This window comes from Mycobacteroides sp. PCS013 (assembly GCF_049532645.1).
Classification (GTDB): domain Bacteria; phylum Actinomycetota; class Actinomycetes; order Mycobacteriales; family Mycobacteriaceae; genus Mycobacterium; species Mycobacterium gwanakae.
The window spans coordinates 3,440,664-3,460,709 of the sequence record NZ_CP150131.1; the positions used below are offsets into that span (position 1 = coordinate 3,440,664).

Here is a 20,046-nt window from a genome sequence, read left to right on the forward strand (position 1 = left end):
CTCGCATGCTTGACGGCTCGTTCACGCAGCGTGCTCTCCGCTGGGTCATACGATCACCTGGTGGTAGCCACGCGGCCGGAAGGTAACTACCGGGTCGGCCGAGGTCTTCTCACGGCCGCCGGCCTGTTGTTCGTCATCGCCATCGGGGGACTCGCGCTCACCGGACACACCCTGGTCCGATTCTCCTCCGATGAAGCGGCCGGCCCCTATCCGCTGTGGATGCCGCTGGCCTCAACCTTGATCGTGCTGCTGCTCACGCGCCTGGTACCGCCGCATCTTCCGGCGATCGACCCGCTTGCCAGCATCGATCGGCGGCGCCTCATCCGTGAGGTGTGGGTACTGGTGGGAGCGGCCCTCGCGTTCCCCGCCCTGATCGTCACGGCGACGGCCGCTGGGGTACCACGTGATGCCGTGTACAGCTCCATCAAGGTGCTGATGTTTCTCGTGATCCCCCTGTTGGCCTTTCGGATGCTCCGTGGGGACGGCCCCAAGGCTCGATGGAGAACCCGCCTGGACCGCACCCGCATACTGGCGCCGATCGTTCCGGTTGTCGCATGGATCGCACTCGCCCGACTGGGCCCCCTCGCACCGCCGGCCAGCGCACTGTCCGGCCTGCCCGACCCCGTCACCGTGGCGGTGGCATCGCTGATCACGCTGCTGACCGCGGGCGTGCTCGAGGAGGTCTTCTACCGGGGCTTTGTGCAGACCCGGCTGGAATCAGTGGTCGGCCGCTGGCCGGCCATCGCCACCGCGTCGGTGCTCTTCGCCGCCATGCACATCGCCTCGCATGTCCACGCCACCACCGTGGCCGTGGACCTCGCGACCATCGTGGCGGTTCAGGGAACGTTCGGCGTGATGCAGGGCTATCTATGGAGCCGATACCGAAACATCTGGGCTCCGATAGCCATTCATATCGCCGTCAACCTGATCTACCTCGACATGCTCATCAGCTAGACGATGCCTACGCCGGTAAGCACCTGCCAGACCCCGACCACCGCGAAAAGGATGAGCAGCACCAGCTGCCGGTGGGCAAGGGCCCAATTGTGAACCGGTTCCAGCACGGCTTGAGTCCTCGCCGGGGCGATCACGTAGCTGATGAGAGCCACCTCGAAAACAGCAAGCATCGCGAAGACGAAGACGATGGCAGCCAGAACCTGCGTACCCATCGAGGTTCCCGAGCCGACGATGATGGTGTCGACAAGGAGCACCAGCGGAGGCGGCGGCATGTATCCGATGCCGAGGACCAGGGCGACCCACAGCGCCCCGTTTTCCCAGGCGCCCTTGCCATGGTGAAAAAGACGCCGAAACTTCGACACCACAACGGCGATGGCACTTCTGATGCGGCCGACGGACTGGGGTTCGGCGGTCGGCGTCTCCGGATCGAGGACCAAAACCGATGAATCCCCGCCCGCGCCGGCGGCGACGGGCTGATTCTCTCGCTTGCGCGACCGAAGCCGCACCGCGATCACCACGGCGAGCGCAATGCACAACACACCGGTGCCCAGCTGGAGAGGCTTGACGGACGAACCCGGGTCTGCCGTCGCAAGGTTTTTCGCGAAGGACGCGAAACTCGGGACGAGATGCAATGCGAAAAGCGCGATAAGGAAGGACGGCACATTCACGATCAGTGCGCCAACCCAGAAGGCCAGGAGGTTCTGCACCGGGCGAGGCCGGGAGATGACCACCAAAATCAGGCCAAGCAGCACCGGATTGAGTGACATCAAAAATGCCAACCCCAACAGTTCGCGCCACATAACGGTAACCCTACTCTGTTTGCTCGCGAATGGCAGTGCCAGCCGAAATACAATGAATCATGCTGAATGCACTCATGAGACCGCTAGTCATTCCGATAGTGCGCAGCCCAAATAACTTAGCCGTCATGAATCGACGTGCGTTACGGCCCCGACCATTTCTCGCACGTTAAAGCAATCCATGCAATCGCAAGTCGGTCGCGTATTTGGCGATGATTGGCGCCGAGACTTGCGGAATGTCGTGACCGGAACCGATCTTGGCCTCCCGCACCGCGGCCTGGAATCGGTCGGCCGGGGCCATGGACCCCCGCGAGGGATCTGGCGGCTGACCGTCCCAGCCGTGATCCTGCAAGATTTTCAGCATCTGCAACACAGAGCCTTGGCGTTGATGATCCGGCAAAGCGTGCAGGCCGGCCTCAAAGCGCGCCACCCATTCACTGAAATCGCTGACGCGTTCGATCGGGTGACCGGCCTCGATCAACCAATCGACGTACTCGTCGATCCCGATGCCGTCGTCATGTGGATTCATCACGTGATACGTCTCGAATCCGGTGAACGCTCCGGTAGACGAGCCCGCTGCCTGTCCTCCCAGCGTCGTAATCGCCTCGGCGACGAATTCCACAGGAAGGCCGTCGAAGTGCGCGCGTTGACGATCGCCTTCGTCGGTCAGCCGGTAGACGGAATGGGGCGCAACACCGGTGGCGACAATGCTCAGCACCATTCGGGCGACCGTATCGGAGGCATTGACCTGGCCCGCGTAACTGGTACCGACCATGATCATGCCCGAGCGGAACACCCTGACCGGCAAGCCAACCTGCTCGTGGGCCTCGCGGAGCAGCACCTCGCCCGCCCACTTGCTGTTGCCATACCCGTTGGCGTAGCTCCCGTCGGAAGGACGAATGGCGCTGATGAGCCGGATATCGGCGTCCTCGACAAAGGTTGACTTCTCGATCTCGCGCCCCACGTCTGCCGTCGACACAAACGTGTACGGCTTGAGCTTCGAGGTCAGCGCGAACCGGATCAGCTCCGCCGTGCCGACCACGTTGGGCCCGAACAGCTCGCTGTAGGGCAGAACGCTGTTGACCAGCGCCGCGGAATCGACGATCAGGTCGACGGTCTCGGACAGCCGTCGCCAGGTCTCGTCATCCAGACCAAGGCCAGGTTCTGCCTTGTCACCGGCGATTACCTGCAGCCGGTCAGCGGCGAGCGCTTCATAAACCCGGATGAGTTCGGCGTCTCCGCTGTCGAAGGTCTTGTCGAGACGACGTCGAGCATCTTCGTCAGACTTGGCACGCACGAGGCAAATCAGCGTGCCATCAACATCTTCCAGTTCCTTGAGCCATTGCAGCACGAGGTAGCGCCCCAGGAAACCGGTGGCCCCGGTCAGCAGCACAGTCCGCGGACGCGCGTTGGCACGCGGCAGTGCCGGAGCCGCTTGCAGCGTCGCCTCGTCGATGAACTTGTCCAAGGTGAGGTCGCTGGCCCGCACCTCCAACGCGCCGGGTCCGTGCACGGACGCATAGGTCGGCCCGCTGGCTCCGGAGCTTGCGGCGCCGTCCAGATAGACGCTGAGGCTGCGTACCGACGGGGACTCGAACAGAGTTCGCACCGCCAGCTGGGCATCGAGCGACGTGTTGATCGCGGCAACCACGCGCATCGCGGAGATCGAGTCGCCACCCAGATCAAAGAACGAATCGTCGGTCCCGACCCGATCGACACCCAGCACCTGGGCGTAGATGCCGGCGACCGCCTCCTCAATCGCATTGGCAGGCGCGCGGTAGCGGGCCCTGTCGTCGTACTCAGGTATCGGAAGGGCACGCTTGTCGAGCTTGCCGTTGACGGTGAGCGGCAACGCCTCCAGCCGTACCACCGCGGCAGGGACCATGTAAGGCGGCAGTCGCTTGGCCAGGGAGCTGCGTAGTTCGGCGGGCTCACCGGCCCCGATGAAGTAACCGACCAGGCGTTTGTCTCCGGGACGGTCCTCACGGGCGATCACGGCCGCCTGCTCTACCCCGTCCAGGTCGGCCAGAGCGGCCTGGATCTCACCGAGTTCGATGCGGAAACCGCGAATCTTGACCTGCTCATCGGCACGGCCCAGGTACTCGAGCTGGCCTCCGGCGACCCAGCGCACCAAGTCCCCGGTGCGATACATGCGCGCCCCCGGCTCCCCGAACGGGCATGCCGTGAACCGCGATGCGGTCAGCCCTGCACGGCCGACATAACCGATGCCGACGCCAAGTCCGGCCACATACAACTCGCCGACCACACCCGGCGGCACCGGACGCATCCACCGGTCCAGGACAAACAGCGCGGCGTCGGGCACCGGAACACCGATCGGCACCACACCCGATCCGGCGATCAACTCGCCGAACGTGGCATAGATAGTGGTCTCGGTCGGACCGTAGCCGTTGATCATCACCCGGCCAGGTGCCCACTTGTCCACCACTTCGGTGGGGCAGGCTTCACCCGCGACAACCAGCGTCATGTTGTCCAGACCTTCCGGGGACAACATTCCGACCGCCGAGGGGGTTTGGAACAGGACGGTGACCTTCTCCCGGATCAGCAGATCACGGAAATCGTCCGGGGACCGCACCACCGAATCCGGAACGATCACCAACCGGCCACCGTGCAGCAGCGCGCCAAAGATCTCCCACACGGTGATGTCGAAGACAAGAGACCCTGCCTGCGTCCACACCTCGCCCGGCCCGGTGGGCATGTGAGTGAGCGGGAACTTAAGGGCCTGAGTCACATTGGCGTGCGCAATGGCCACACCCTTGGGAACACCGGTCGTTCCCGACGTGTAAATCGTGTACGCAATGTCATCGGGTGCCGGGGTGAGCAGCGGCGTATGGCCGTAAATCGCGCCGGTGGGGTCGTCTTCGGCATCATCGAACTGGACGACGGAGACTCCGGATCCGTCAAACCGTGCGCGCAGCTCGGCGGTCGTGACAGCCGCGACCGGCACGGCGTCGGACAGCATGAACTCCAGTCGTGTATCCGGTACCGAGGGATCGATCGGCAGATACGACGCTCCGGTCTTGAGAATCGCGAGGATCGCCACGATCGCGTCATCGGAGCGGGGCATCAAGAGCGCCACCGACTCTCCTGGACCGGCACCGTAGATCGCCAGCAGATTCGCCAATCTCGTTGCGGCCTCGTCCAACTCGCCATACGTAGTCGAGCGGCCCTCGAACGTCAGCGCCACCGCCTCCGGGGCACGATTGACCTGCTCGGCGAACGACTCCGGAATGGACAGCACCGGCTCCGGCCCCCGCGCCAGCACCTTGCGATTGCCCCAGCCATCAAGCTGTTGGTGCTCGCTGGCCTTCAGCACATCGAGTGCCGAGAGCCGTTGCGAGGCGTCGGCAACCATCGACGTCAGCACCCGCTCGAACCGGTCGAATACGGCCTCGATCTGGGTCGCGTCGAACTTGTCGGTGTCGAATTCGACGCGAATTCCCAACTCATGACCGGGTAACGCCATCACCGACAGCGGGTAGTGGTTGTACTCGCGCGTGACGAACTCGGTGATCGCCAGCTCCTGCACACCCGTGAACGCGCTGGTGTCAATCGGATAGCTCTCATACAGGAAGAGGGTGTCGAACAATTGCTCGTGGCCCGCGATGTGGTGAATCTCGTTAAGGGCCAGATGCTCATGCTCGATGGTGTCGTTGTGGGCACTCTGCAACTGCGCCAACAGCTCTGAGACTGTGGTGGTCGCGGTGGCGCGCGCCCGCACCGGCACCGTGTTGATGAGCAGACCCACGATCGAGTCGGACCCGGCCAGCTCGGCGGGCCGGCCCGAAACCGCCGTACCGAATGCGACGTCGTGCTGTCCGGTCACCACCATGAGCAGCTGCGCCCAGGCGGCCTGCAGCACCGTGCTGATCGTGGTGTGCTGCGACCGCGCGAGATCGGCGAGGGCCTGCGTGGTCTCAGCCGACACCCGATAGGACTCGACACCTCTGGCACCCGGAGGCGCGGGCGGTGCGACGAGCGTGGGAGTGTCGAAGCCCTCCAGCACCGTGCCCCACGCCGAGCGCGCTGCGTCACGATCCTGTTCCGCCAGCCAGCTCACGAAATTGCGGTATGAGGACGGCGCCGGGAGCCGATGCCCGAAGTAGCTCGCGAAGATCTCCTGCAACAGGATCGGCAACGACCAGCCGTCGATGACGACGTGGTGGAACGTCAGCACGAACCGGTGCTTGTTCCCTTGGGTGCGAATCAGCGCTGCGCGCAACGTCGGTCGATCGGCAAGGTCGCAGACCGCGGCACGCTCGGCGGCGCAGAGCCGCTGAATCTCTTCGTCAGGAGTCAGATCGTCCCCACGAAGGTCGAGGTATCGCCATGCGATGACCGGATCGGCAAGAATCACCTGTACCGGATCTCCGTACTGAGTGCAGAACCGGGCCGCCAGGTTGGGGTGGCGGCGCACCACTGAGTGCACCGCGTCGCGGAGCCTGAGCTGGTCCACCAGACCGGTCACCGTGATGTCGAGCTGCACCGCATAGAAGTCGACTCCGGCTGCCTCGTCTTCCAGTACGCCGGCCGCACGGGCGAAAGTGGTGTGGAAGAGCAGACCCTGCTGTATCGGTGTCAGCGGGAGCACGTCAACGATGTTGTGCTGTTCATGCAGCTCATCGATCTGCAGTTGGCTCAACTGTGCGGGCGCGATATCGGACGGAGTCAATCCGCCGCCGCCGTTGCGGACATACGCGCAGATTCCGGCGAGTGCTTCGAACCACAGCTGACTCAGCCGCTGCACCTGGGGTTCGGTGACCGACGAGGGCGCCCATGTCCACCCGGCCCGCAGATGCGCGCCGGATTCGTCACCGAGTCCACCCTCCACGATTCCGGCATTGAGATCCACCGTGTACATCAGCGGCATCGACACCGAAGACGCCACGCTGGTCGAGGTCAAGCTGTCCTCGTTGATCCGCCACAGGTCGTCCCCGAGATCGGCTGCCCCGGCACCAAGGCGCCCGAGATAGTTGAACCCGATGACCGGCTCCGGCGCGGCCAGATCCACATCGCGGTTCAGGTAACGCAGCAGTCCATAGGTCAACGGATCGGGAAGTGCGCGCAGTTGTTCCTTGGCGCCCTTGATGATTGGCCCCAATTCGGCAGCTCCGCCGGCAACTTCCTGCCAGGACAGACCCCGTACGCTCAACGCCACCGGGTACTTGGTGGTGAACCAGCCGACGGTACGCGACAGATCGACATCGTCTGCCAGCTCTTCGTGACGCCCATGACCCTCGACGCCGATGCCGACCGAATCCACATTCGAATCCAGGAATTCGTTCCACGCCAGCCCGAAAGCGATCAGCAGGATGTCTTGCACCCCAGCGTGAAACGCCGCCGGGACTTCACTGAGCAACTCGCGGGTGGTCTCGGCGTCGAGCGATACCGACAACGTCTTGGCAGTGGCGTAGGTGTCCAGCTCGGGCAGCACGGCAGGTAATGGCGCGGGAACCGCGGTCACCTCTCGCCAGGTGTCGGCCGTTGCGAGCACGTCGTCCGAATGCGCGTGCTCGTCGAGCAGCGACGCCCAGCGGGCGAACGAGGTCCCTCCGGTCGGCAACTCCACCGGTTGCCCGCCATGGTGCTGCGCCCAGGCGATGTTCAAGTCTTCCAAGAGAATTCGCCACGACACACCGTCAACGGCCAGGTGGTGAATCATCAGGGCCAGCTGCCGGGTCTCGGGGATCCAGACCGCACTCAGCTCAGCGCCCGCGGCCGGATTCAGCTGCGCGCGGGCCGCCACCAACTCCGCATCGGACAAGGTCTCGGCGACACGCAGGCAATCACGCGCGTTCACCGCCCCCTTCTCCGGGACGGTCAGCGACCACACGTCGGCATCGGGAGCGTCGCTGTCCTCGGCACGCAACCGCAGGGTGGCATGCCGGTCCAGCAGCGCCTGCAGCACGACGACGACGTCGTCCTCGGTCACCCCGGCGGGTGCCTGCAGCACGATCGTCTGATTGAACTGGTCGGTGGGACCTTGTACGCCGTGCAGCCAGTGCATGATCGGCGTAGCCGACACCGGGCCGATGCCCTCGTCGACGACTCCGGACTGGCCGTCCGAGAGCACGGCCACCGCCGCTACCCCACTGACGGTCTGTTCGACGAAGATGTCGCGTGGCCGGCACACCACCCCGGCCGCCCGCGCCCGCGACACCACCTGCATCGACAGGATGCTGTCGCCACCGAGATCGAAGAACGACTCGTCGACGCCCACGCGATCGACTCCGAGAACCTGGGCGTAGATATCGGCCAGGATCTTCTCGACAGGTCCGGTCGGTGCGCGGTAATCCGTACCGACACTGCGATATTCGGGTGCGGGAAGGGCACGCTTGTCCAGCTTGCCGTTCACTGTCAGGGGCAGCGTCTCCAGCACCACCACTGCGGCCGGAACCATGTACGCCGGGAGCCTTTCGGCCAGTGCGGTGCGTGCCTCCACCGGGTCGGCGCTCCCCATGATGTAGCCGACAAGGCGCTTGTCGCCGGGACGGTCCTCGCGGGCGATCACCACCGCCTGCTCGACTCCATCCAGGCGGGCCAGTGCCGCCTGGATCTCACCCAGCTCGATGCGATACCCGCGGATCTTCACCTGCTCATCGGCGCGGCCCAGGTACTGCAGCTGGCCGTCCTCACCCCACTGCACCAAATCTCCGGTGCGATACATCCGCGAGCCCGGCCCACCGAACGGGCAGGCGAGGAACCGCGATGCGGTCAGTCCCGAGCGATGCGCATAACCGGGCGCGACGCCGTTGCCCGCGACGTAAAGTTCGCCGACCACGCCCTCGGGCGCGGGCCGCAGCCACTTGTCCAGCACGAACAGCGCCGCCCCGGGCACCGGCGAACCGATCGGTGCCACATCCGAACCCGGCCTCAGCGGTCCACTCATCGCCGCGTAGATCGTGGCCTCGGTCGGGCCATAGGCGTTGATCATCGTTCGTCCGCTGGTGGCCCATCGATCCACCAGTTCGGTCGGGCAGGCTTCACCGGCCACGATGAGCGTCGTCGACTCCAACCGTTCAGGCGACAGCATCCCTGCGGCCGAAGGTGTCTGGCACAGGACGCTGACCTTCTCGCTGATCAACAGCTCGTGCAGCTCATCCGGTGAGGACGCGATCGATTCCGGGACCACCACCAGGCGTCCGCCGTGCAGTAGCGCACCCCAGATCTCCCACACCGAAACGTCGAAGACCAGCGAATGCCATTGCGACCAAACCTGGCCGGGTCCGGCCGGTAGATCCGCGCGCACCGCGTCCACCAACTGGGTGACGTTGTGGTGGGTGACCGCAACCGCTTTGGGTACCCCGGTCGTGCCCGAGGTATAGGTCATGTACGCGAGGTCATCGGGCTCCGGGGCGGGGAGCGCGGAACTGGGCTGGCCGTCGATCAGGGGATCGTCGATTTCGGTGACCCGCACATCGAGTCCATCGAATCGCGAGCTCAAGTCGGCCGTGGTGAGAACCGCCACCGGTTCGGCGTCCGACACCATGAACTTGATGCGCTCGTCCGGATGGGCAGGGTCGATGGGCAGATAGGCAGCACCCGTCTTCAGCACCGCCAACAGCCCGATGATCGCCTCGCCCGAGCGCGGAACCAGCAGCCCCACAACCTCTCCCGGGCCGGCTCCATTGCCCGCCAACAGATGGGCGATGCGGTTGGTGACCTGATCCAGGTCGCGATAGGTCCAGGACCTATCCCCGCATACCAGCGCGACGGTCTCCGGCGCGCGCTCCACCTGGACCGCGAACAGCACCGGGATCGCGACGGGTTCGGCGGTGGGCTCGGTGAGCACCGCGCGGTTACCCCATTCGTCGAGCCGGTCGTGATCGTCGTCGTCGAGAAGATCCATCGACAACAAAGTCCGGGTGGGATCGGCGCTCATGCGGGCTCCTTCTTGTTCCCTTTGACATCGGATGTCATGGCCTCCAGCACACGCTGGAACCTCTTGACCAACTTTCCAATTCGGACGGCGTTGAAGACGTCAGTGTCAAATTCGACGCGGAGTCCCAGCTCGTGGCCCGGTGTGGCTTGCACCGCGAGCGGGTAGTGGTTGTACTCACGATTACTGAACCCGGTGATGGACAACTCGTGCACACGCGATAGTGCAGCCGTGTCGATCGGGTAGTTCTCGTAGACGAACATAGTGTCGAACAGCTGATCGTGCCCGACAGCATGGTGAATCTCGTTGAGCGCCAGATGCTGATGTTCCAGCGTGTCTCCGTAGGCGCCCTGCAGCTGGTTCAACAGGTCGGCGATGGTGGTGGTCGGCGTGATGGTCGCGCGGACCGGCACGGTGTTGATCAACAAACCGACCATCGATTCGGCGCCGACGAGATCGCTGGGCCTGCCCGACACCGCGGTGCCGAACGCGACATCGTTTTGGCCTGTGAGCCACATCAGCAGCTGCGCCCATGCGGCCTGCAACACCGTACTGACCGTGGTGCGGCAGGAGCGTGCGAGTTCACCGAGTGCCTGTGTGGTCTCAGCGGACACCTCGAAGGACTCCACCCCACGTCGACCCAGCACTATCCGGCCGGGCGGACCGACGAGTGTCGGGGTCTCAAAACCTTCGAACACCTCACGCCAGGCCGACCGTGCGCTGCTGTTGTCCTGTGCGGCCAGCCAGGTGACGAACCGGCGGTACGACACCGGCGCCGGAAGCCGCTCGCCGAAGTAGCTGGCGAAGATCTCTTGCAGCAGGATCGGCTTGGACCACCCATCGAGCACGATGTGGTGATTGGTCAGCACGAACCGGTACTGGTCCTCCCCGGTTCGGGCCAGCGCGGCCCGGAAAGCCGGTTGTCCGGCGAGGTCGCAGACCGCAGCCCGCTCTGCGGCGGAGAGCCGGTCCACCTGTTGCTCCACGTCCAGGCCACCGTCCGCGTCGAACTCGACGTACTGCCACGCGAGTTCGGGAGCGGCGGGGATGAGCTGTATCGGTTCGCCGAATTCCTCGTAGAACGTGGCAACGACGTTCGGGCGCCGCTTGATCGCGGTGTGCACGGCCTCCTGGAGCCGCTTCGGATCGAGCGGGCCGCTCAGGGCGACATCGAGCTGCACCGCGTAGAGATCGTCACTGCCGTCCATCGCTTCCGGTGCCAGATTGGAGTGGAACAACAGCCCCTGCTGCAGCGGCGTCAGCGGCAGCACATCGGCGATCTGATACTGCTCGTGCAGCTGGTCGATCTGCGACTGACTCAGTCGCGCCGGAGCGACATCGGACGGAGTCAGTCCGCCGCCACCGGTGCGCACATGCGAGCAGATCCCGGCCAACGCGTCGAACCAGAGCCTGCTGATCCGGTCGACCTGATCGTGACTCAACGCCGAAAGCGCCCACGTCCATGTCGCGTGCAAGCGACCCGAGTCGGGCCCGGCACCTTCCATCACGCCGGCATTGAGTTCGACGGTGTGCCCCAACGGAGTTGGGACCGAGGTCGCCGCGGCCGTGATCGACACCCCATCCGGGTCTATCCGCCAGAGATCCTCGGACAGATCTGCACCGCCGGCGCCGAGGCGGCCCAGGTAGTTGAACCCGAGCGCCGGGTCCGGTCCCCCGACGCCTGCGTCGGGGTTCAGGTACCGCAAGAGTCCGTAGGTCAGTCCGTCCGGCAACGCGCGCAGTTGTTCCTTGGCGTCCTTGATGATTGGGGCCAGTGCGGAGTCACCGGCCACCACGTGCGCCCAGGACAGCTCACCCACTGCCAACGAGACCGGGTACTTACTGGTGAACCAGCCGACGGTGCGGGACAGATCCGCATCGCCTGCGAACTCTTCCTGCCGACCGTGACCCTCGACGTCGATGCCGATCGGGGCTCCACCCGAGCCGAGGAACTCGTTCCACGCCAGGGCGAAAGCGATCAGCAGGATGTCCTGGACTCCGGCGTGGTACGCCGCGGGCACCTCTCCCAGCAGTTCCCGGGTGAGATCGGCGTCCAGCGAGACCGACAACTGTCCCGCGCTGGCATAGGTGTCCATCGTGGGGTGTGCCGCGGGCAACGCGGCCGGGATCGCCTCTACCTGGCGCCAGGCGTCGGCCAACGCCACCACGTCGGCGGCGCGTGCGTGCTGGTCGAGCAGTGTCGCCCACCGGGCAAATGATGTTCCTCCCGGCGGCAGTTCCACCGGCTGTCCACCGTGATGCTGTGCCCAGCCAATGTTGATGTCTTCCAACAAGATGCGCCATGACACCGCATCCACCGCCAGGTGGTGAACGATCAGCACCAGCCGACTGCTGCCGCGCTCCCACAGTGCGCTCAGCATCGAACCGGTGGCAGGATTCAACCGCGACCGCGCCTGACGCAGCGCCTCATCGGTAAGAACGTCCACGGTAAGCAGGCACTCGCGTGCGTCTACCGCCCCTGCCTCCGGAACCAGAAGCGACCATTCGCCGTCGCTGTCTTCGGCGCGCAGCCTCAGGGTGGCGTGTCGATCCAGCAGGGCTTGCAGCACGGTGACCACGTCGTGATCGGCCACTCCCGCGGGAGCCTGCAGCACCACGGTTTGGTTGAACTCGTCGACCTTGCCGCCGAGCCCATGCAGCCACCGGATGATCGGCGTGGCCACCACCGGGCCTGTGCCCGCGTCGACAACAGCCGTCTCGCCATCGGCGAACACCGCGACCTGAGCCAGCCGCGAGACGGTCTGCTCGACGAAGATGTCACGTGGCCGCAGCAGCAGACCGGCGGCGCGCGCACGGGCAACCACCTGCATCGACGAAATGCTGTCTCCGCCAAGGTCGAAGAATGAATCGTCGACGCCGATCTGTTCGACACCGAGCACTTGCGCGTAGATGCCGGCCAGGATCTCCTCGACAGCATCCTCGGGCGCCCGATAGTGGTCGGCGTCCTGATACTCCGGCGCCGGTAGCGCCCGAGTGTCGAGCTTGCCGTTGACTGTCAACGGCATGGCGCCCAGGACCACGACGGCCGCCGGAACCATGTAGGCGGGCAGTCGCTCGGCCAGCACCGCGCGCACCGCGGCGGGATCCAGGGTCCCCTTGGTTGATTCGGTGATGTAACCCACCAGCCGCTTATCGCCGGGGCGGTCCTCGCGCGCGATCACCGCTGCCTGATCCACGCCTTCCACACGGGCCAGTGCCGCGTGCACCTCACCAAGTTCGATGCGGTACCCACGGATCTTCACCTGCTTGTCGGCGCGTCCCACATACCGCAGTTGGCCGTCTTCGCCCCACTGCACCAGGTCGCCGGTGCGGTACATCCGCGAGCCGGGCGCCCCGAACGGGCATGCGACGAAACGGGTTGTCGTCAGGTCCGAACGCCCCAGGTATCCACTCGCCTGGCCGGACCCCGCCACGTACAGCTCACCGACCACACCCACCGGCACCTGCCGGAGCCAGCCATCCAGCACGAAGAAGGCCAGATGCTCCAGCGGCACGCCGATCGGGCTGCTGTTGCTATCGACGTCTCCGCTTCCAATCTCGCGGAACGATGCGTGCACCGTCGTCTCGGTGATGCCGTACATGTTGATCATCCGGGGAAGCCCGGGATGGCTGTCGAACCAGGGCGAAAGACGCTGCGGTTCAAGTGCCTCGCCGCCGAAGACTACCGTCTGCAGCTTGAGCTGCTGTCCCACTTCCGGTTGCATCGCATCGGCGGTCTGCAACGCGTAGAAGGCCGAAGGAGTTTGGCTCAGGACGCTGACTTGTTCACTGACAAGCATGGCGTGCAGATCTTCAGGGGAACGGACAACCGCGTCGGGCACGATGAGCAGCCGGCCCCCGTACAGCAGCGCGCCCCAGATTTCCCATACCGAGTAGTCGAAGGCCAGGGAGTGGCATTGCGTCCAGACCTGTCCCAGATCCAGTTCTGCGTCAAGCGATTCCAGCAGCTGTGCGACGTTGCGATGGGTAACCGCCACGCCCTTGGGCGCGCCGGTGGTTCCCGAGGTGTAGATGATGTAGGCGATGTCGTCGACAGCGGGGACGGGCAACGCCACGTCGGATTGCCGATCCACGGCGGGATCGTTGATATCGATGGCGGGTATCCCGGACGCGCCCAGTCGCGGCAGCAAGTCCGCCGTCGTGACGGCGGCGATCGGCGCCGCATCGCCCAGCACGAACTCCACCCGGGAATCCGGATGTGCGGGGTCGATAGGTAGATATGCCGCGCCGGTCTTCAGTACCGCCAAGATCGCCGCGATCGCCTCCCCGGTACGGGGGAGCAACAGCGCCACCCGCTCACCCGGGCGGGCTCCACGGCTGACCAGATGATTCGCCAGCCTGTTGGCGGTCGCATCCAATTCGCCATAGCTCCAGGAACGTTCACCACAGGTGATCGCGATTGCTTCCGGCGCCCGTATCACCTGTGCGGCAAAGAGTTCCGGGATCGACGTCAATGCCAGTTCCGGGCGGGTCAACACCGCGCGGTTACCCCACGCATCCAACCGGTCATGCTCACCGGCATCGAGCAGGTCGATCGAAGACAGCCGGGTGGCCGGGTCCGCGACCATGGCCGCCAGCACCTGACGGAACCTGTCAACGATGATCTCGATCGTCGCCAATTCGAATACATCGGTATCGAATTCGACTCGCAAGCCCAGCTCATGGCCCGGCATGGCCACAACCGACAACGGATAATGGTTGTATTCGCGGCTGCTGAAGTCGGTGATGGCCAGCTCCTGCACACCCAGCTGTGCGCCGACGTCGATCGGGTAATTCTCGTACACGAACAGCGTGTCGAAGAGTCTGTCGAGGCCGATCGCATGGTGAATCTCGTTGAGCGCCAGGTGCTCGTGCTCCACGGTGTCGTTGTGGGCACGTTGCAACTGATCCAGCAGATCCGCAACAGTGCTGGCCGCGTTGATGTTTGCCCGCACTGGCACCGTGTTGATCAACAGACCGACCATTGATTCCGCGCCAGCGAGGTCGCTGGGCCTGCCCGACACCGCAGTGCCGAATGCGACGTCATGCTGCCCGGTCAACCAGGTCAGCACCTGCGCCCACGCGGCCTGCAGCACTGTGTTCACGGTGGTGCGCTGCGCACGTGCCAATTCGGATAGTGCGCGGGATATCTGCTCCGGCATCCGATACGACTCCGAGCCCCTGCGACCCGATGAGGCAAGCGAACCAACCAGCGTCGGGGTCTCGAAACCGTCGAGTGCCACACCCCATGCTCTTTGCGCCGCAACGCGATCCTGCGCTGCCAACCAGGTGACGAAGTTTCGGTACGGCGCGGGCGACGGTAGACGCTGCCCGTAATAGGCACCGAATATCTCCTGCAGCAGGATGGGCAGCGACCAGCCATCGATCACGATGTGGTGAGCGGTCAGCACCAGCCGATGCCGGCTTTCCGCGGGGCCACCGAGCCCGGAGATGAGCGTCGCCCGAAAAACCGGCTCGGTGAAAATCCGGCAAACCGCCGCACGTTCGGCCGCACACAGCTGCTCGACTTGCTGATCGACATCGCCAACCAATTCGGCATGCTGCCAAGCGATCACAGGCTCTGCGGGGATGACCTGTACCGGCTCCCCATACTCCTCGCTGAAGCGGGCGGCCAAATTCGGGTGGCGTTTCACCACCGCGTACACCGCGTCACGCAAGCGGCTCGCATTCAGGGGACCTGTGACTGTGAGACCCAACTGCACCGAGTAGACGTCGTCCTCGACGGAATCCCCGGTGGCCTCAGCAAATCCCGCCTGGAACAGCAGGCCTTGCTGCAGCGGGGTAAGCGGCAGCACGTCGGCAACTTCGTACTGCTGCACCAACGCGTCGATCTGCTGCTGAGTCAAGCGTGCAGGCACCAGATCAGACGGCGTCAGGCCGCCTCCGCCGGAACGCACATGAGCGCAGATCCCGCTGAGAGCCTCGAACCACAACCGGCTGAGACGTGCGGCCTGTGCGTCGTCCAAAGCCGAAGGCGCCCAGGTCCAATTGGCCCGAAGTTCTGGTCCGGACTCGGCGTCCGAATTTGTCTCGACGATCCCGGCGTTGAGCTCCACCGAGTGGGCCAATGGCATCGAAATGGCCGCAGCCACATCGGTCATCGACAGGCTCTCGTGGCTTATCCGCCAGAAGTCCTCGGAGAGGTCAGCCGCTCCCGCACCCAGGCGCCCGAGATAGTTGAACCCGATTGTCGGCTCCGACCCGGTCAGCCCGATATCGGCGTTCAGATAACGCAGCAAACCATAGGTCAGCCCATCTGGCAGCGCACGCAGCTGCTCCTTGGCCGCCTTGATCACCTGACCGAGGGCCGACTCGCCCGCTGTCACCTGTGCCCACGACAGCTCCCCTACCGCCAAGGCCGCCGGGTACTTGGTGGTGAACCACCCGACGGTGCGCGACAGGTCGATGCGACGGTGCACGGCTTCGCCGATTTCTTCCTGACGCCCGTGCCCCTCGATGTCGAACGCGATCGGCGCGCCCCCGGCGCCCAGGAACTCGTTCCAGGCAAGCCCGAAGGCGATGAGCAGAATGTCTTGCACCCCAGCATGAAACGCCGCGGGTACCTCGCCCAGCAGATGCCGAGTGGTCTCGGCATCCAATGACAAGGACAGACGTCCAGCGTTGGCGTACGTGTCGGTGGCCGGCTGAACCGCGGGCACGTGTGCGGGCGCGGCCAGCACCTCTTTCCACACGTCGGCCTGCGCCACCACCTCCGTGGACCGCGCGTGTTCGGAGAGCAGTGAAGACCAGCGGGCAAAAGATGTTCCACCGGCCGGCAGCACCACATCGGCTCCGCTGTGATGCTGCGCCCACGCGATATTCAAGTCTTCCAACAGAATTCGCCACGAAACACCGTCGACAGCCAGGTGGTGAATCACCAGCACCAGCTGCTTGGTGTCGGGAATCCACGCCGCGCTGAGCATCGTTCCGGTGGCCGGGTTCAGCCGAGAACGTGCCGCTACCAATGTTTCATCCGACAACGCGTCAACGACGCGTAGGCAGTCGCGGGCGTCTATCGCCCCCGTCTCCGGGACGAGCAGCGACCATTCGCCATCGTCGTCCGTGGCACGTAACCGCAGGGTGGGGTGGCGATCCAGCAATGCCTGCAACACCGCAACCACGTCGTCCTCGGACACGGCCCCGGGTGCCTGAACCACGAGTGTCTGGTTGAACTCGTCGATCGTGCCCGCCGAATCCTGCACACCGCGCAGCCAGTGCATGATCGGCGTGACTTCTACGGGACCGAGACCCTCGTCCACCACATCGGCTTCGCCACCGGAGATTTCGACGACAGCGGCCAGCCGCGACACCGTCTGTTCGATAAAGACATCGCGCGGTCGGCACAGCACGCCCGCCGCCCGGGCGCGCGCGACCACCTGCATCGAGAGGATGCTGTCGCCGCCCAGATCGAAGAAGGAGTCGTCGACGCCGACACGATCGACACCGAGCACCTGGGCGTAGACGTCGACCAGAATTTCCTCGACGGCGGTGGCGGGGGCGCGGTAGTCGGCCCCCAGTCCGCCATATTCGGGAGTCGGCAATGCGCGGGTGTCCAATTTGTTGTTGGACGTCAAAGGCAATGTCTCAAGCACCACCACCGCCGCGGGAACCATGTAGGGCGGAAGGCGTTTCGCCAAGGTGCTGCGCGCTTCGGCGGGGTCGACGGTCCCGGTGACGTAGCCGACGAGACGTTTGTCTCCCGGCCGGTCTTCCCGGACGATCGCGGCGGCATGGTCCACTCCGTCGAGTGCGCTCAACGCCGCTTGGACTTCACCGAGTTCAATACGGTATCCGCGAATCTTGACCTGCTCATCGGCCCGGCCCAGATACTGCAGTTGTCCGTCGTCGCCCCACGAGACCAGGTCCCCGGTGCGATACATGCGGGTACCGGGCTGCCCGAAGGGGCATGCCACAAAGCGGGAGGCCGTCAGATCGGAGCGACCGATGTATCCGGAGGCGACGCCCTCACCGGCCACATACAGTTCTCCGACGACGCCGGCAGGCACCGGTTGCATCCACGTGTCCAACACGAAGAGCGCCGCGCCGGGTACCGGCGCGCCAATGGGGACAGCGGAATCCGGCGCCCCTGCCACCAGCGGCGCACTGATCGCCACGCACATCGTGGTCTCGGTCGGACCGTACGCGTTGATCATCACCCGCCCGGGAGCCCACCGCTCCACGACCGAGGCAGGGCATGCCTCCCCGACCACCGCGAGCGCCGTGGACTCCAGGCCTTCCGGGGAAAGCATGGCCACAGCCGACGGAGTCTGCGTAAGTACGGTGACCTGTTCGGCGACCAGCACGTCGTGGAAGTCCGCGGGTGAGCCCGTGATCGATTCGGGGATGACCACTAGCCGGCCACCGCGCAGCAACGGCCCCCAGATCTCCCATACCGAAACGTCGAACGCCAGAGAATGGCACAGGGGCCATACGCCAGGGTTTGGTAGGCCGGCATCCAGCGACGACATCAGCTGGGTGACGTTGTGGTGAGTGACTGCCACGCCTTTGGGCGCTCCCGTGGTTCCCGAGGTGTAAATGATGTAGGCGATGTCATCTGGTCGAGCACCCGGCGCGGGAGCCGAGGGCTCCGTCTCGGCAGCGGAGGGATCAAGGTCGATGATCGGCAGATCGAAACCGTCCAGTCGCGCCCTGAGTCCGGCTGTGGTGATCGCGGCCGCCGGCGCCGCATCGCCGACGATGAACTCGAGCCGCGACGCGGGTACCGCGGGGTCTATAGGCAGATATGCCGCCCCGGCTTTCAATACGGCGAGTATGCCGATGACCGCCTGAGCAGAGCGGTCCGACAGCAGGACCACGCGGTCACCGGGACCCACGCCTTGCGATACAAGCTGACCCGACAGCGCATCGGCGGCCTTGTCCAGCTCTCGGTACGTCAGAGTGTGCGCACCGAAGGTCAGCGCCGGCGCCTCGGGATCGGCGGCCACCTGGGAGGAGAACAGTTCGGGAATCGATACACGCGTGGCAAGCGGCCCCGCGAGAACCGCACTGTTGCCAACCTCAGCCAAGCTCGTGAGCTCGTCGTTGACCAGGGAATTCAGAGAGGAGAGCCGCCGATCAGGATCGGCCGCCATCTCCGATAAGAGCCGCTGCAACCGCTCCGTGAGGTTCGGCACTCCGAACTTCGAGAACGGCAGTCCGTCGCCCGAGGTGCTCAGGAGTAGTTGGTCACTGGCTCCGATAAAGAAGAGTCCGAAGTGCCCCATGGGGCCGTGGTTGGTGTACGTCGCCGTGGCGGGCACACCAGCGAGGTCCAAGGTGAGTCTCATGGGGATGAAGTTGATGGCGACGCGATTTCCCGCCTGCCGGGGACCCCGGAGACCGAATTCGCCGCCGTCCAGGACATGCGCCGGGAATCGTTGATGCTTGAGCAGTTCGCGAATGCGCACATCGACGTGCTGGCAGAATTCGGCGACTGTGGACTCCGGCGGGGCACTAAGTACCAGCGGCACCACGCCGGCCAGCATCCCCGGAAGCGTCTTTGACTCGGGACGAACACGGCGGCTAACCGGGAAGTCCAGCGCCACTTCCGACCCGCTCGTGGACCACCCGCGCACCAACAACGCACAGGCGGCTGTGATAACCGAGTACCGGCGAACACGCAAAGCCTTTGTCAAGTCTTTGATTTCGCCGACTACCGCGTCATCGATCTGAACCGACGCTGTCGGTGTGTAGCCCTCATGGCCCTCATGGGCATGGGGCGGGCGGGGGTCCAGGCCACTGTCCGGCGGAAGGTTACGGCTCCAGTACTCCCGATCCTCTGCGTAGTCGGTGGAGGCTTCGTACTCCGCCTCCAGCTCGACCAGATCCTGCAGGGTGCCGAAGTAGGCGTCGGGAATCGGATCCCCCGCGACCAGCGCGGAGTAGATCGATGCGATTCGGCGGCTCACGATCGCCATGCCCAAGCCGTCCAAGTTGATGTGATGGCACAGCCCGAACATGTAGTACTGATCGTCGGCCGTCCGGATCAACGCGAATTTCAGCAGTTGGTCGGTCAAAGGCATCAATGTGCGTTGGATCGACGAGGCGATCTGGCGAGCGTGCTCGACAGGATCTTCTGAATCACGGACGTCATGGAAGTCCAACACGAGTTCCGAATGGTCAATCGCCCTCTGAACGATCTGACCATTGACCTCAAGGAAGGCGGCCCGCGCGGGTTCGGCTTCATTGATTGCCTGGCGGACGGCTTGCTCAAGTAGAACTCGTTCTACTTTTCCTTCGATTCGAACCAAAAGGCCAAGCTGCCACTCCGCACCGACGAGACCGCTTTCCTGGGAAAGCCAGATATCCAATTGTCCGCGCGAAAGCGGCAATGCCCCGTCTTCAGACTCCAACATTCGCCTACCCCCTCTCCGAAGG

Annotated in this window: 4 protein-coding genes; 1 reads left to right on the forward strand and 3 read right to left on the reverse strand. The window is 64.7% G+C overall.

The annotated features are described in order from the left end of the window. Positions 1-60 precede the first annotated feature (60 nt). Entirely contained in the window at positions 61-954 is an 894-nt protein-coding gene (locus tag RHO23_RS17305) for a lysostaphin resistance A-like protein (RefSeq protein WP_423488085.1), read from the forward strand. On the opposite strand, the gene RHO23_RS17310 is transcribed toward RHO23_RS17305, so the two are convergent. The 3 genes from RHO23_RS17310 to RHO23_RS17320 all read right to left on the reverse strand — a co-directional run bounded on the left by RHO23_RS17310 (position 951) and on the right by RHO23_RS17320 (position 20,024). Further along, the gene (locus tag RHO23_RS17310; protein ID WP_423488086.1) at positions 951-1,754 is read right to left on the reverse strand and encodes a GAP family protein; all 804 of its coding nucleotides are present in this window, start codon (positions 1,752-1,754) and stop codon (positions 951-953) included. The genes RHO23_RS17305 and RHO23_RS17310 overlap by 4 nt on opposite strands. A 166-nt stretch (positions 1,755-1,920) precedes the next feature. Then, positions 1,921-9,651, reverse strand: a complete 7,731-nt coding sequence (locus RHO23_RS17315; protein WP_423488087.1) for an amino acid adenylation domain-containing protein — start codon at positions 9,649-9,651, stop codon at positions 1,921-1,923. Further along, positions 9,648-20,024, reverse strand: a complete 10,377-nt coding sequence (locus RHO23_RS17320) for an amino acid adenylation domain-containing protein (protein WP_423488088.1) — start codon at positions 20,022-20,024, stop codon at positions 9,648-9,650. The genes RHO23_RS17315 and RHO23_RS17320 overlap by 4 nt, the downstream gene beginning before the upstream one ends. Positions 20,025-20,046 lie beyond the last annotated feature (22 nt).